Source organism: Peribacillus sp. FSL H8-0477 (assembly GCF_038002765.1).
In the GTDB taxonomy this organism is placed as follows: Bacteria; Bacillota; Bacilli; order Bacillales; family DSM-1321; genus Peribacillus.
The window spans coordinates 1134858-1149515 of record NZ_JBBODE010000001.1 but is presented as its reverse complement, the minus strand read 5'-3'; the positions used below and the strand labels follow the sequence as shown (position 1 = coordinate 1149515).

The window sequence follows — 14658 nt, the reverse complement described above, 5'->3', positions numbered from 1 at the left end:
GGTCCTGGATTTGGTGGTGGCTTACCTTGCTTCAAAAATGTGAAGGTATCGTCATACGGCGGACTGATTATGGAGAAAACAATAAAATAGTCACTATATATACCCGTGAGTTTGGAAAGATTGGTGTGATGGCACGGGGTGCTCATAAACCGAGCAGCCGGCTTTCCGCCGTCACCCAGCTTTTCTACTACGGGTATTTTCTATTTATGCCTTCAAAAGGACTCGGCGGCTTACAGCAAGGGGAAATGATTGATTCAATGCGTTCGATTAGAGAAGACATTTTTGCAACGGCCTACGCTTCGTATGTCGTTGAATTGCTTGATAAAAGTGTCGATGACCGAACAGCGAATCCCTATCTTTTTGAGTTGCTGCATCAAACGCTGCATTATATCGATGAAGGCTATGATCCAGAAGTGTTAAAGTTTATTTTTGAAATGAAAATGCTTCAGGTTAACGGGTTGAATCCAGTTCTCGATCAATGTGCGGTTTGTGGAACAACTGAGGGAGAGTTTTCCTTTTCTATTAAAGAAGGCGGCTTTATCTGCCAGAAATGCTTGCAGCGCGATCGATATCATTTAAAAATTTCGCAAACAAGCGTTAAACTTCTTCGGCTGTTTTATTACTTTGATTTATCCAGGCTGGGCAATATTTCGATTAAACCGGAAACAAAGAAGGAACTACAGAAGATAATAGATGCATATTATGATGAATACTCCGGTCTGCATCTTAAATCAAAGAAATTTCTTAAGCAGATGGATGCGATGAAGGATGTCCTCGGTAAGCGGGAAACATAACTTTATGAGAATTTTTCTTGTCGCTGTTGACAATAGGATTGCACATCGTATAAAATTCTAAACATAAACTTATTCGTGCGTTGATGGAAAGTAGTACCTGAACTCATTCATAAAAGCGAACCTGGGATAGTGTAAGCCGGGGTATGAAAAGTCAGCGAAGGCATTCTGGAGCATTTAGAGTAATAAAAGAGGCCGTATTGACATACGGCAATTAGGGTGGAACCGCGGGTAAACTCTCGTCCCTATGCTAAGGCATAGCGACGGGAGTTTTTTGTTATTTAAAAAGTCCCAGTCGACTATGAAAAATTCGGAGGTGCGCAATGAATATTCAAAACATGATTTTAACTTTACAGCAGCATTGGTCCAATCAAGGTTGTATCTTAATGAATGCTTATGATGTAGAGAAAGGTGCAGGAACAATGAGTCCATATACGTTTTTACGGGCAATCGGACCTGAGCCGTGGAGCGTGGCGTATGTAGAGCCATCTCGCAGACCCGCTGACGGACGTTATGGTGAAAACCCTAACCGGCTTTATCAGCATCACCAATTTCAAGTGATTATGAAACCTTCACCTGACAATATTCAGGAACTTTACTTAGAATCTTTAAAGAAACTGGGAATTAATCCGCTTGAACATGATATACGTTTTGTTGAAGATAACTGGGAAAATCCGTCGCTTGGTTGTGCTGGACTGGGCTGGGAAGTGTGGCTTGATGGGATGGAAATTACTCAATTTACGTACTTCCAGCAAGTAGGAGGACTTGAGTGTAAACCCGTTTCAGTTGAAATTACGTATGGTATCGAACGGTTAGCTTCATACATTCAGGATAAAGAGAATGTCTTTGATTTGGAATGGACCGAAGGCTTTACTGTTCGTGATATCTTTGGGATGCCTGAATATGAACATTCAAAGTATACATTTGAAACGTCTAATTTAGAGATGTTGTTCCAACTATTTACGATGTATGAAAAAGAAGCTCATCGTCAAATGGAGGAAGGGCTCGTACATCCTGCTTATGATTATGTACTTAAATGCTCTCATGTCTTTAACCTTCTGGATGCTAAAGGAGCAATTTCGGTTACGGAAAGAACGGGCTATATCGGCAGATGCCGTAATCTTGCACGGAAGGTTGCTAAAACCTTCTATGATGAACGGGAAAAGCTTGGCTTCCCAATCTTAGCTAAGAAAGGAGAGGAAGAAGCATGAGTAAACGTGATCTTTTAATTGAAATTGGCCTTGAAGAAATGCCGGCACGATTTGTATCAGCTTCTATCGCACAGCTTTCAGATAAAATTCAGAAGTGGTTAAATGAAAATGCCATTGAATTCGGAGATGTGACCCTTTATTCAACCCCACGTCGTTTGGCTGTGATGGTTACAGATACTGCTGAATCGCAACGCGATATAGAGGAAGAAGCAAAAGGGCCAGCGAAAAGAATTGCTCTTGACGCAGAAGGAAATTGGTCAAAAGCGGCGATTGGCTTTACTAGAGGAAATGGTCTAACGGTGGAAGATATTTATTTTAAAGAAATAAACGGTGTTGAGTACGTGCACGTGAATAAATTTACGAAGGGGCAGCCAACCATCCAACTGCTTCCTGAACTGAAATCAATTATTACGGGCATGACATTCCCTAAAAACATGCGTTGGGCTGACCAGGAGCTCCGCTTTATCCGTCCAATTAAGTGGTTGACCGCTCTCTTTGGTCAAGATATTATTCCGTTTGAAATCGCTGGTGTTGAAACAGGACGCGAAACGAAGGGGCATCGATTCCTGGGTGGAAATGTCTTTATTGAAGCACCAAAACAATATGAAGCCGCTATGAAGCAGGAATTTGTTATTGCAGATGCGAATGTCCGCCGTGAAATGATTCTTGAGGGCATTAAAAAGATAGAAGAAGAAAAAGGCTGGATTATTCCTGTTGACGAAGATCTTCTAGAAGAAGTAAATAATTTAGTTGAATATCCTACTGTTCTTTTCGGTAGTTTTGAAGAAGAATTTCTTGAGCTCCCACAAGAAGTATTAATTACTTCAATGAAGGAGCACCAACGTTACTTCCCAGTCAAAGATAAGGATGGAAACCTCCTGTCCTTCTTCGTTACGGTTCGTAATGGAGATGACCGTCATCTAGACAAGGTATCAAAAGGGAATGAGAAGGTACTAAGAGCGCGCTTATCGGATGCTGCATTCTTCTATAAGGAAGATCAGAAAAAGGATATTGCTGATGCTTTGAAGAAATTAGATAACATCGTCTATCATGAGGAAATTGGTACGCTTTCTGAAAAAACAAATCGTGTCAAAAAACTGACAGAACTGCTGGCCGATCGATTGAATCTTACAGAGGAAAAAACGTATGCTGTTCGTGCAGCTGAAATTGCGAAGTTCGATTTGGTAAGCCAAATGGTGTATGAATTCCCAGAGCTTCAAGGATATATGGGAGAAAAATATGCCTTGTTAAAAGGTGAACCTAAAGAAGTAGCAGCGGCTATTAATGAGCATTATATGCCAAGACATGCTGATGATGCTGTTCCTCCTTCAACGATTGGTGCTGTGTTAAGTCTTGCGGAGAAGCTGGATACCATTACTTCTTTCTTTGCAATTGGTACAATCCCGACGGGTTCTCAAGATCCTTACGCACTAAGACGTCAAGCTAGTGGAATCGTTCAAATTTTATTAGAAAAGAAATGGGCGCTTTCGCTTGAGGAAATCTTGGAGATAGCACTTGCGGAAATTAAAGGATCAGATTTCATGAAACAAAGTAGTGAGGAAGTTCTTAAAGAGCTGTTGAATTTCTTTAGAGCCCGCATTAAGCATGCACTTAGTGATGTTGGTATTCGTTATGATGTGATTGATGCACTGATTCATGGTGAGATTGGACAATTAGCTAAACTTGCTGAACGTGCAGCTGTTCTTGATGAACAAAAAGACAATAGTGACTTTAAGCAGATTCTAGAAGCGGTCAGCCGGGTTATGAACATCGCAGGTAAATGTGAGACGCCTGTAGCAGTGGATCCTGCGTTATTTGAAAATGAATATGAGCGGGCCTTGTATGAAACGTTCATTAAGGTATCTGCTTCCTATGCGAAAACAAGCGATGAAAAAGAACATTTCACACTTCTTTCGTCGTTACAAAAAGATATTGAGAATTATTTTGAACACACGATGGTTATGGCTGATGATGCAGCGGTACGTAATAATCGGTTGTCGCTTATGAAGGAAATTAGTAATTTAGCTGCAAGTTTTGCAGCTATGAATAAAATTATCACGGCATAAAACAATCGCAAATACCGGATATCCCTATATTGACAGGGTATCCGGTATTTGTATAAACACAAAGAAGCGCGGTTGTCCGCTAAAGACTTTATCCGCATTTTTTTCCGTATACATGGTATAGTATAAGTATTAATACATATATAAAGTACTTTCATTCAGTTAGGTTAAATAGGGTGGTGATTAAAATCGAACTGAGTAAACGTCAGGAACGAATATTGCAAATTGTTAAGCAAGATGGGCCAATTACGGGTGAACATATTGCTGATCAGCTTAATTTGACAAGGGCGACGCTAAGACCTGATTTAGCGATTTTGACGATGGCAGGTTTTCTTGATGCCAGACCACGAGTGGGTTATTTCTATACAGGAAAATCCGGAACACAATTATTAACGGACAGCTTAAATCATATCTATGTAAAAGATTATCAATCCATTCCTGTTGTGGTTGATGAGAGTATTTCAGTATATGATGCGATCGTTACCATGTTTTTGGAGGACGTAGGCACATTGTTTGTTGTTGATAAACATGCGCTGCTCGTCGGGGTGCTCTCGAGAAAAGATCTTTTACGAGCAAGCATTGGTAAACAGGAGCTGACAACCATTCCTGTTAATATTATTATGACGCGCATGCCAAACATTACGGTATGTACTCGAGAAGATCTGCTGATTGACGTGGCTAAGAAATTAATAGAAAAACAAATTGACGCCTTACCAGTTGTTAAAGAAACAGAGAAAGGCTTTGAAGTGACTGGACGAGTTACCAAATCCAATATTACAAAAGCTTTCCTTGAGTTAGCTGAAGAAAGCTACTAGGAATTCAGGAGGAATGGGGAGAAGTATGGGGAATTCAATTATTTATGTAGTTTCCGATTCTGTAGGAGAAACGGCTGATATGGTTACTAAAGCTGCAGCCAGCCAATTTGCAAGTGCGGCTTTTTCTTTAAAGCGGATTCCATATGTAGAAGATGAACAACATATTGAAGAAGTAATCGGACTTGCAAAGCTTGAAAATGGAATTATTGCGTATACACTTGTGAAGCCTGCAATCAGAACGTATATGAAAACCAGAGCTGAGCAGGAAGGAATTATTTCTTATGACATCCTCGGACCATTAATTGATATTCTTCAAGTTAAATCAGAAGTGGCGCCCTTTAATGAACCTGGAATGGTGCGTAAACTGGATGAAGATTACTTCAAACGAGTTGAGGCAATTGAATTTGCCGTTAAATATGATGATGGACGAGACCCAAGAGGTATTTTAAGAGCAGATATCGTATTAGTCGGTGTATCGCGGACATCAAAAACACCGCTGTCCCAGTACCTAGCTCATAAACGATATCGTGTTGCCAATGTACCTTTAGTTCCAGAGGTAGATCCTCCGGAAGAATTGTTTTTGGTTTCACCAGAAAAGTGCTTCGGGTTAAAGATCAGTCCGGAGAAATTGAATGATATTCGCCGGGAACGCTTAAAAACTCTCGGATTGAATGATCAAGCCATCTATGCAAACATGGAGCGGATAAAAGATGAATTGACTTATTTCGATTCAATTGTCTCTCGTTTACAATGTCCTATTATTGATGTGACGAATAAAGCTGTTGAAGAAACAGCTAATACATTGATTAACCTTATTAATAACCGCCGCTAGACCATTCTGATTCTGTAGATTGACCATTACCATTGGTACATGTGTTATTCTGAGGGCCTTTATAAGGCTCCTTTTTCTTTGTAACCTGTTGAATTTATTAAAAAACTTTCTAGTAGCATCTTTACGAAAAATGTATTATAATAAAAAATTGTGAGAAAAATGTTTTCTATAGGTTTAGAGATCATATATCCGGAATAAACTATAAATAATGTGAAGTCAAGGTTTTCTTCGTGAAATTATTCGACAGAATCGCATATCTATAAACATTCGAGGGAGAAAAAAAGGATAATGCAGAATGATGTAGAATGTAAAGATATGAAAGATAAACCAACCATTTTTGTAGACGCTGATGCTTGTCCTGTAAAGGCGGAAACACTGAAAATTGCTAAGCGGTTTACTTTACCTGTCACCTTTGTTGCTTCATATAAAAATATGATGAATGAGCCAGAGGGACATTGGGTTTACGTAGATGCGGATAAAGAAGCGGCTGATCTGCATATCATCAACGCAGTAAAACAAGGTGATATTGCCATTACTGCTGATATTGGACTTGCAGGAACCTTGCTTGCTAAACGCGTTTATGTTCTTTCTCCCAGGGGAAAGGAATATACAGAAGGCAATATTTATAACCTGTTGGATATGCGGTATCAATCTGCGAAACTTCGCAGACAGGGAAAGCATACCAAAGGACCCAAAGCATTTACGAAGGAAGACCGTATTCAATATACAGAAGAATTAATTAGAATTTTGTCGAATCATGCAGGAATTTCTGATCTTTTATCGAATTGAACACTAAGTAAAAGTAAAAATTATTGCCGATCGTAAGGTGAAACTATGGCAAATGCCCGAATAGAAGACGAAAAGGTAAATCAAATTCGTGAAGCAGTAGATATCGTCGATTTAATCAGCGAGTATGTGCAGCTGAAGAAACAAGGACGGAATTATTTTGGTCTTTGCCCTTTTCATTCAGAAAACAGTCCATCGTTTTCTGTATCTGCAGATAAACAGATTTTCCACTGTTTTGGGTGCGGTGCAGGTGGAAATGCTTACACCTTTTTAATGGACAAAGAAGGATATAGTTTTGTCGAAGCTGCAAAAGTTTTAGCGGAAAAAGGAAATATACCTCTGGATGTAGAAATTAATAATGAAGCATCCAGGCCTAATATGCCAGAAGGCTACAAACAAATGATAGAAGCACATGAGCTATTGCGGAAATTCTATCACCATCTCCTTGTAAATACCAATGAAGGACAACAAGCTCTTGAGTATTTACTTCAAAGAGGATTTACTGAAGCAGTCATTGAAAAGTTTCAGATAGGGTATGCGCTTGATTCATGGGATTTTGTTTATAAGTTTTTGGTAAAAAGAGGCTTTTCTGAAGAAATACTAGAAAAAGCTGGATTGATTATTCCTCGTGAGAAAGATCAAAGTTATTTTGACCGATTCAGAAACAGAGTCATGTTCCCGATAACGGATCACCAGGGGAATACAATTGCATTTTCAGGCAGAGCACTAGGTGATGATGAGCCTAAATATCTGAATAGCCCCGAAACGCCTATCTTTAATAAAAGTGCCATTCTTTATAATTTTCATAAAGCCCGCTCTCATATCCGGAAAAAAGAACAAGTGGTGATTTTTGAAGGATTTGCAGATTGTATATCGGCTGTTCGTGCGGGGGTAGAACATTCAGTTGCTACGATGGGGACTTCTTTAACGGATCAACATGTACAGATCTTGAAACGGAATACGGATCAAATTCTGCTGTGTTATGATTCAGACTCTGCTGGACTGACTGCTGCTTACCGCGCATCAAACATGTTGAATGAACAAGGGTTCCAAGTAAAGGTCGCCCTTATGCCAGATAATTTAGACCCCGATGACTACATAAAGAAATATGGCGAGAAGAGCTTTAATTCTGAGGTAATAGGGGCCAGTTTAACGTATATGGCATTCCAAATGCATTATTTGCGCAGAGGAAAAAATTTAAATAATGAAGGAGATCGGATTGCATATATTGAAGAGGTATTAAAGAGGATTTCCAGGCTGTCAAATGCTGTGGAAAGAGACCTATATCTCCGCCAGCTATCATCGGAATTTTCGTTATCGCTGGATGCATTAGAAGATCAAGCTCGACAAACCTTTATTACAGAACGTAAAACGGGGAATGTTCCTGAGCGGCCTTCACCGCAATTCTCCTTACGATACGAGCATAAATTAAAACCTGCCTACCATAATGCAGAAATTAAATTAATTGCCCATATGCTCAAAAGCCGGGAAATTACCTTTAAGGTACAGCACATGCTTGGAACAAACACCTTAAATGTTGATGAACACCAAGCAATCATCACTTATTTATATGCTTTTTATGAGGAAGATCGGGAACCGGATACGAATTTATTCTTAACGTATTTAGCGGATCGAAATCTTAGAAGGATTGTATCTGAAATAGAAATGATGTCAGTAAATGAAGAAGTTGCTGATAAAGAACTGACAGATTATATAAATCAAGTGTTGAAATATCAAAAGATGTTAAAGATAAAAGAAAAAGAAGCTGAAGGAAAAGATGCAGAGCGCCGCAACGATTATGGCAGGGCGGCACAAATTGCCATGGAAATTATCCAACTGCGAAAGTTATTATAAGATTTATGGTTATTGTTGATAGTCTTTGAAGGAGGGGAACACATGGCTGAGAAACCAGCACGTTCCAAAGAGGTTGATACTGAATTAAATCTAGAACAAGTTAAAGAACAATTACTTGAACTAGGAAAGAAACGTGGTTCATTAACTCTGGAAAAAATTGCAGAGCGCATCGGAAGCTTTGAATTGGACTCTGATCAGATGGATGAGTTCTATGAGTTTTTAGGTGAAAATGGTGTTGAGGTCCTGACAGATGGTGATGAAGATGAGGATGAAGATGATCCAAATGTCAAGGAACTTCAGAAGGAAGAGGAATTTGATCTCAACGACTTAAGCGTCCCTCCAGGCGTAAAAATAAATGATCCGGTTCGTATGTACTTAAAAGAAATCGGCCGTGTCAATTTGCTTTCTGCTAAAGAAGAAATTGCTTTGGCTATGCGTATTGAAGAAGGTGACGAAGAGGCGAAACGTCGTTTAGCTGAAGCTAACCTCCGTCTTGTAGTCAGTATTGCCAAGCGCTACGTCGGCCGCGGCATGCTCTTCTTAGATTTAATTCAAGAAGGAAACATGGGTCTTATAAAAGCGGTAGAAAAATTTGATTACCGCAAAGGATATAAGTTCAGTACTTATGCTACTTGGTGGATTCGTCAGGCAATTACCCGTGCGATTGCAGACCAAGCACGTACAATTCGAATTCCAGTGCATATGGTTGAAACGATTAATAAATTAATTCGTGTTCAACGTCAGCTCTTACAAGATCTTGGGCGTGAGCCATCTCCAGAGGAGATTGCCGAAGATATGGATTTAACTCCTGAAAAAGTAAGAGAGATTCTGAAAATTGCTCAAGAACCTGTTTCATTGGAAACACCGATTGGTGAAGAGGATGATTCACATCTGGGCGACTTTATTGAAGACCAAGATGCAACTTCACCATCTGAACATGCTGCATATGAGATGTTAAAAGAACAGCTAGAAGATGTTCTTGATACATTAACAGACCGTGAAGAGAACGTCCTTCGTCTTCGTTTTGGCCTTGATGATGGACGTACGCGCACGCTTGAAGAGGTTGGGAAAGTTTTCGGAGTTACTCGTGAACGTATCCGCCAAATTGAAGCGAAAGCCCTGCGTAAATTACGTCATCCAAGCCGCAGCAAACGTTTGAAAGACTTCTTAGAATAAACACTGCTGCAGAGCTGCGCCTAATTGGTGACCATTTACTTGTCAAAAAGCATTTCTTGCTTTTGAGTGATTTGAGTCCAGATTGGTGCGGCTCTGTTTTTGTTTTCATCAACCAGTAATAGGAAGTGCTGCATGGACCAAATGCGAAAAGAAGTCATTATTGAAGAAATCAATTTCTGGAAGAACCATAAAATGCTGCCGGAAACATACTGTGATTTTCTTTTAACCTTATATAGCGGCGGCGAAGGGCAGCCAGACATAGTAACTAGTAAGCCTAAAAGTCATAACAACGTCTTTATCTGTTTATTTTTTGGAATTTTGATAGGCTGTAACCTAGTTTTGAATTATTTTACTCATTTTTCATTCGCAATGCAAATGACTGCGGCAGTTATTTCTGTAATCTTGCTGGCAGCATTCTGTATCTATACGAATAATCGTACGTTTTTGCAGATCGGACTCTTAATTGGAGCTTTACTTTTCGTGCTATCCACTGTTCAGGCGGCGGAGTATTTTCATTTGGGGAATGTAAGCCTTTTTACTATGTTGCTTGTTAATTGCGCATTATGGCTCATAATCGGGAAAAAGTTTAGGTTATCATATTTTTGGGTCGCAGGTTTTTTAGGCCTTAGCCTTGTTACAATCTTTATAGCTAAATTATACAATATATTTTGAAAATAAAAAATATTTATAGGGAATTTTTGTTAAATTATTAGCAGAATGGGTAAAAAAACATATATAATCCAAGAATTTGAAAAGTTCTTGCGTTTAGGGCTTTTCCTTGAATCCTTTTTCAAGTAAAATAAAAGGTGTTTGAATATAGTTTAAAATGCAACAGGGACAGATTAGGTACTACATAGGGGAGGAAATATAATATGAAAAATCCGCTTATTCCATTTTTACTAATCCTGATTTTAGGAATCGGACTTATGTTTATGCTTTCGTTTAAGGGGCTTGGCGATTCGAAAGATCTTGCAAGCGAAAAAAGTGGTAAAGGTGAAAAGACTGAAGAAACTTCTAAAAATCCGGAAGATATCTATGCTTCTACATGTGCAGGTTGTCACGGTGCTGGCGCTGAAGGGGGCGTTGGTCCTGAACTGAATGGTGTAGGGGATCACTTATCTCTTGATGAAGTTAAAGACGTGATTGCAAATGGACGTGGAACAATGCCTCCAAACTTAGTTGGGGATGCTGAGCTAGACGGTATGGCTGAATATATTCACGGACTAAAAAAATAGTCGCAAGAAATGGCTGGATGACTCTGAAAAGAGACACTTCAGCCATTTTTTATTTGTGAACGGCGGTTTTGACTTTTCTTCTTATTCGACTTTGCGTATAATCTGATATCAGTAAACTATTTAAAAAGTGAGATGAGCTTATGAACCATGAAAAATTATCTGAGCGCTTAGAGCGTGTTTCAATACATATTCCAAAAGATAGCATCTTAGCCGATATTGGCTCAGATCATGCCTATCTTCCATGTTATGCAATCGAACAGGGCCTTGCAGCTCGAGCTATTGCAGGAGAAGTGAGTGAAGGTCCGTTTCAATCTGCTTGCAGCCAGGTCAAACAAACCGAGTTAGAACAGGTTATTGAGGTTCGTAAAGGAGACGGTCTAGATGTGTTACAGGAAGGGGAAGCTACCTGTATAACGATCTGCGGAATGGGTGGTGCACTAATTTCACAGATTCTAGAACGTGGTAAGACTAAATTGTCAAAAGTTGAACGATTAATTTTGCAGCCGAATATCGCTGCCAATATCGTACGGAATTGGCTAAAAGAAAATGGTTGGGAATTAGTTGGGGAAGATATCGTTGAAGAAGACGGTAAGATTTATGAAATTCTGATCGCTGAACAGGGAGAACCATTAAGGCCCTACGGAGACCAAATCGAAAATGGACTTTTATTTGGACCATTTTTACTAGCAGAACAAAGTGATGTATTTAAAAAGAAATGGAACTTCGAAAAAAGTCACTGGGAACGTATCCTTCGTCAGATGCCTGAAAAAGGAGAGAACCAAGAAACAGAAGCTAAACGAGAGCAATTGGTCCAGCTAATCAAACAAGTAAAGGAGATCCTTTAGAAATGAAAACGCCTAACGGATATGAAGTGATCGAGTTGTTTGAACAGTTTTCACCTAAAGCCTATGCAATGGAGGGAGATCCAATCGGACTTCAGGCAGGCAGATTAAACAAACCAGTGTCTAAAGTACTCGTTGCTCTTGATGTGCTTGAGACAGTGGTGGATGAAGCGATTGAAGCAGGCGCAGGGCTGATTATTGCCCATCACCCGCTTATCTATCGTCCGTTGAAAAGAATTGATCTAGGAGCTCCTGAGGGGAGAATTCTAGAGAAATTAATTAAACATGAAATTGCCGTTTATGCAGCGCATACAAATTTAGATGTCGCATGGGGCGGTGTCAATGATTTACTTGCTGATGCACTTGGTTTGCAAGAGACAGAGGTACTTAGTCCAACACATGAAACAACGCTTAAGAAAATGGTTACTTATGTACCTCAAGAGAACGCGGAAGCTGTTCGTGAAGCGTTAGGAAATGCTGGTGCTGGAGCAATTGGTCATTACAGCAGCTGCAGCTTCAGTGTGGAGGGGACAGGCATGTTTCTTCCGGAACAAGGAAGCAATCCGGTTATTGGTTCGAAAGGAACACTTGAACGTGTAAAGGAAGTTCGGATTGAAGTCATTTATCCTGAAACGATAGAGAAAAAGTTACTGTCTGTTTTAGTTAAAGCTCACCCATACGAAGAGCCTGCCTATGATCTTTTCACTCTAGACAATAAGGGCGAATCGCTTGGTTTAGGGCGAGTGGGGATGCTTAAAGAAGAAATGACGTTGGGTGAATTTGCTGAGCATGTGAAGCGAGTCCTCGAGGTTCCAGCACTGCGTGTCGTCGGTAATCACAATTCGATCGTCAAAAAAGCAGCTGTTTTGGGCGGAGACGGTAATAAATATTTTCAAAGTGCCATCTATAAAGGTGCTGACGTTTATGTGACAGGTGATATGTATTATCATACTGCATTAGATGCAATGAGTTTGGGACTTAATATTATTGATCCTGGTCATAACGTCGAGAAGGTCATGAAAACAGGTGTGGCAGCAGAAATGGCAAAACGCTGCGAAGAAAAAAAATTCCTGGTTGAGTTCATTCCTTCAAAGATAAACACCGACCCTTTCACATTTATGTGATTTTATAAAATAAAGGAGGCTGTCCTAGGGACAGCCTCCTTTATTTTATAATTTTGGTTGTTTAATTTTTGGAAGAATCTTATGAAGCGGAACTTTTTTCTCCGTGTTCCAAGTTGATTCATCGTTTGGATCATACTTTTCAAGGAAAGTGATAACTTCCTTAGTAATCGGCGTTGGAGTGGATGCTCCAGATGTTACGCCGACCGTCTCAGCTCCTTCAAGCCATTCCAAGTTCAATTCGGAAATATCAGCAATTCGATATGCACGTGTATGAGCAATTTCCTCTGAAACTTGAGCAAGGCGGTTCGAGTTATTGCTCTTCGGGTCACCAACTACGATCAGTACATCTGTTTCACCAGCCTGCTTCGCAACTGCCTCTTGGCGGATTTGAGTGGCCATGCAGATTTCTTTATGAACTTCTACATGAGGATATTTTTCCTCGACGGTTTTCATCAATTCAATAACATCCCACTGGCTCATCGTGGTTTGATTGGTCACGATAATTTTGTCATCTGCTGATAAGGTTAAATTGTTGACGTCTTCAACATTTTCAACAAGATGAACGATGTCTGGTGCTACACCAATGGCTCCCTCAGGCTCTGGGTGGCCTTTCTTGCCGATATAAATGATTTGATATCCCTCAGCCTGCTTTTGAGTAATCAGGTCATGAGTCGCCGTTACATCAGGACAGGTAGCATCAATAGATACCAGTCCTTTTTCATCAGCTAATTTCCGTATTTCCGGAGAAACGCCATGTGCTGTGAAGATAACGGTACCGCTATCGACTTGTTCAAGTATTTCTCTGCGGTTGCTGCCATCTAAAGTAATGATGCCGTCCTCTTCAAAAGCATCTGTTACATGCTTGTTATGCACAATCATGCCGAGAATAAAAATGGGACGTGGTAATGTCTTATCTAAAGCCGCATTTCGAGCGATTACCATGGCATCAACCACTCCATAGCAATACCCGCGCGGGGATATTTTCGTAACCTTCAAACTGTTTCCTCCTTCAAGGGACAAAGAATTCTCCATGCCTGTTCTATTCTATTATATAAGAGGTCCTCAAATATTACAAAGATGAATCCTGCTTGAGACCCGAAATCCATTCTAGATACTTTGGACAAAATAAAAAGAATGCAGGCATCCTGCATTCTGAATGAATTAGACATATAACTTAGGAGAAGAGGATCCCTGTTTTTTTCGTGTTTTCTTTTTAGGGACTTCATCTGATTCTACATCCGCATCAACTACAGCTTTTTCTGAAACGACTTTTTCTTTAGGTGCTTCTTTTTCAGAATCATCGCCGCTTGATTTCATGGCCTGATAGAGTTTCCACATGGATGGGATGTTTTTCACCATTGGTCCATATTGTTGAACCATCGGCCCTATTTGTTCGGCTGCCTGAAGGACTCGTTGTGTATTGTTAATCACGGTCGAGAGAGTTCCTCCTTCTAGCAGCCCTGCAGCGGTTCCAACAGCGGCGCCGCTTCTTTCTGCCTGCTGTATAGAGCCCGGTGGTGCGAAGGGATTGATTGGTGCTTGGCCTTGCTTATTTCTCCCAAGGATTCTTGAAAGTAATCCACCTTGGGCAGGTTCAGGGGCTGGAGGGCTTTGGTTTCTTCTTTGCCCAAATAACCCGCCCCTGTTTGTATTTTGAACCATTGGTTGTCTATTCTGATTTGGCGGTCCAAAGGGAGCCCCGTAAAATCCTTGCTGTCGAGGCCGCCCCATTTGGGGTCCTTGAAAACCCATATTTCCTTGTCGCTGGTTTCTTCCTGGCGGCATACTTTCACTCCTTTCCATCAATCTGTAGGGAAAAGAAACATCTTCTCTTTATAGATTATGCAGCTCTAAAGAAAGTGTTAGCAGCCTGACTCATAATCCCGCTAACAAAAATGACCTGTTGTGAACCGGAGAGAAAAACGGTAA

The 14658-nt window shown here is 40.3% G+C and carries 14 protein-coding genes and 1 other annotated feature; of the genes, 12 read left to right on the top strand and 2 right to left on the bottom strand.

Going from position 1 to position 14658, the window contains the following annotated elements:
- Positions 1 to 26: 26 nt before the first annotated feature.
- The 12 genes from recO to MHI18_RS05890 all read left to right on the top strand — a co-directional run bounded on the left by recO (position 27) and on the right by MHI18_RS05890 (position 12729).
- On the top strand, positions 27 to 794 hold the full coding sequence (gene recO, locus MHI18_RS05945; protein ID WP_340846470.1) for a DNA repair protein RecO: 768 nt from the start codon (positions 27 to 29) through the stop codon (positions 792 to 794).
- 71 nt (positions 795 to 865) lie between these two features.
- Positions 866 to 1041: a binding site (T-box leader), on the top strand.
- Positions 1042 to 1114: 73 nt separating this feature from the next.
- Complete coding sequence (gene glyQ, locus MHI18_RS05940) at positions 1115 to 2002, top strand: glycine--tRNA ligase subunit alpha (RefSeq protein WP_040376654.1); 888 nt, start codon at positions 1115 to 1117, stop codon at positions 2000 to 2002.
- Entirely contained in the window at positions 1999 to 4068 is a 2070-nt protein-coding gene (gene glyS / locus MHI18_RS05935) for a glycine--tRNA ligase subunit beta (protein ID WP_340846469.1), read from the top strand. The genes glyQ and glyS overlap by 4 nt, the downstream gene beginning before the upstream one ends.
- Before the next feature lie 173 nt (positions 4069 to 4241).
- Positions 4242 to 4880, top strand: a complete 639-nt coding sequence (locus tag MHI18_RS05930) for a helix-turn-helix transcriptional regulator (RefSeq protein WP_040376652.1) — start codon at positions 4242 to 4244, stop codon at positions 4878 to 4880.
- Positions 4881 to 4905: 25 nt separating this feature from the next.
- Positions 4906 to 5712 (top strand): pyruvate, water dikinase regulatory protein, encoded by an 807-nt coding sequence (locus tag MHI18_RS05925; protein WP_340846468.1) that lies wholly within the window; start codon positions 4906 to 4908, stop codon positions 5710 to 5712.
- Between the two features lie 288 nt (positions 5713 to 6000).
- Positions 6001 to 6501: a YaiI/YqxD family protein gene (locus MHI18_RS05920; protein ID WP_340846467.1), complete on the top strand. Its 501-nt coding sequence runs from the start codon at positions 6001 to 6003 to the stop codon at positions 6499 to 6501.
- A gap of 45 nt (positions 6502 to 6546) precedes the next feature.
- Positions 6547 to 8352, top strand: coding sequence for a DNA primase (gene dnaG, locus MHI18_RS05915; RefSeq protein ID WP_340846466.1), 1806 nt, complete (start codon positions 6547 to 6549; stop codon positions 8350 to 8352).
- Between the two features lie 42 nt (positions 8353 to 8394).
- Entirely contained in the window at positions 8395 to 9528 is a 1134-nt protein-coding gene (rpoD, locus tag MHI18_RS05910) for an RNA polymerase sigma factor RpoD (RefSeq protein ID WP_040376649.1), read from the top strand.
- A 132-nt stretch (positions 9529 to 9660) separates the two neighbouring features.
- Positions 9661 to 10200, top strand: a complete 540-nt coding sequence (locus tag MHI18_RS05905) for a hypothetical protein (protein WP_340846465.1) — start codon at positions 9661 to 9663, stop codon at positions 10198 to 10200.
- A 200-nt stretch (positions 10201 to 10400) separates the two neighbouring features.
- Complete coding sequence (gene cccA, locus MHI18_RS05900) at positions 10401 to 10763, top strand: cytochrome c550 (RefSeq protein WP_340846464.1); 363 nt, start codon at positions 10401 to 10403, stop codon at positions 10761 to 10763.
- 140 nt (positions 10764 to 10903) lie between these two features.
- Complete coding sequence (locus MHI18_RS05895; protein WP_340846463.1) at positions 10904 to 11608, top strand: tRNA (adenine(22)-N(1))-methyltransferase; 705 nt, start codon at positions 10904 to 10906, stop codon at positions 11606 to 11608.
- Positions 11609 to 11610: 2 nt separating this feature from the next.
- Complete coding sequence (locus MHI18_RS05890) at positions 11611 to 12729, top strand: Nif3-like dinuclear metal center hexameric protein (protein WP_340846462.1); 1119 nt, start codon at positions 11611 to 11613, stop codon at positions 12727 to 12729.
- A gap of 45 nt (positions 12730 to 12774) precedes the next feature.
- Here the strand turns inward: MHI18_RS05890 and MHI18_RS05885 are convergent, their stop codons facing one another.
- Positions 12775 to 13725, bottom strand: a complete 951-nt coding sequence (locus tag MHI18_RS05885) for a 4-hydroxy-3-methylbut-2-enyl diphosphate reductase (RefSeq protein ID WP_340846461.1) — start codon at positions 13723 to 13725, stop codon at positions 12775 to 12777.
- A gap of 165 nt (positions 13726 to 13890) precedes the next feature.
- Positions 13891 to 14532, bottom strand: coding sequence for a VrrA/YqfQ family protein (vrrA, locus tag MHI18_RS05880; RefSeq protein WP_340846460.1), 642 nt, complete (start codon positions 14530 to 14532; stop codon positions 13891 to 13893).
- Between the last annotated feature and the right edge of the window lie 126 nt (positions 14533 to 14658).

Excerpts from the sequence above, each read along its gene's own strand:
- MHI18_RS05920 (WP_340846467.1), top strand. The coding sequence starts at position 6,001 with ATGCAGAATGATGTAGAATGTAAAGATATGAAAGATAAACCAACCATT.
- glyS (WP_340846469.1), top strand. The coding sequence starts at position 1,999 with ATGAGTAAACGTGATCTTTTAATTGAAATTGGCCTTGAAGAAATGCCG.
- dnaG (WP_340846466.1), top strand. The coding sequence starts at position 6,547 with ATGGCAAATGCCCGAATAGAAGACGAAAAGGTAAATCAAATTCGTGAA.
- vrrA (WP_340846460.1), bottom strand. The coding sequence starts at position 14,532 with ATGGAAAGGAGTGAAAGTATGCCGCCAGGAAGAAACCAGCGACAAGGA.
- MHI18_RS05890 (WP_340846462.1), top strand. The coding sequence starts at position 11,611 with ATGAAAACGCCTAACGGATATGAAGTGATCGAGTTGTTTGAACAGTTT.
- rpoD (WP_040376649.1), top strand. The coding sequence starts at position 8,395 with ATGGCTGAGAAACCAGCACGTTCCAAAGAGGTTGATACTGAATTAAAT.
- MHI18_RS05895 (WP_340846463.1), top strand. The coding sequence starts at position 10,904 with ATGAACCATGAAAAATTATCTGAGCGCTTAGAGCGTGTTTCAATACAT.
- MHI18_RS05905 (WP_340846465.1), top strand. The coding sequence starts at position 9,661 with ATGGACCAAATGCGAAAAGAAGTCATTATTGAAGAAATCAATTTCTGG.
- cccA (WP_340846464.1), top strand. The coding sequence starts at position 10,401 with ATGAAAAATCCGCTTATTCCATTTTTACTAATCCTGATTTTAGGAATC.
- MHI18_RS05925 (WP_340846468.1), top strand. The coding sequence starts at position 4,906 with ATGGGGAATTCAATTATTTATGTAGTTTCCGATTCTGTAGGAGAAACG.
- glyQ (WP_040376654.1), top strand. The coding sequence starts at position 1,115 with ATGAATATTCAAAACATGATTTTAACTTTACAGCAGCATTGGTCCAAT.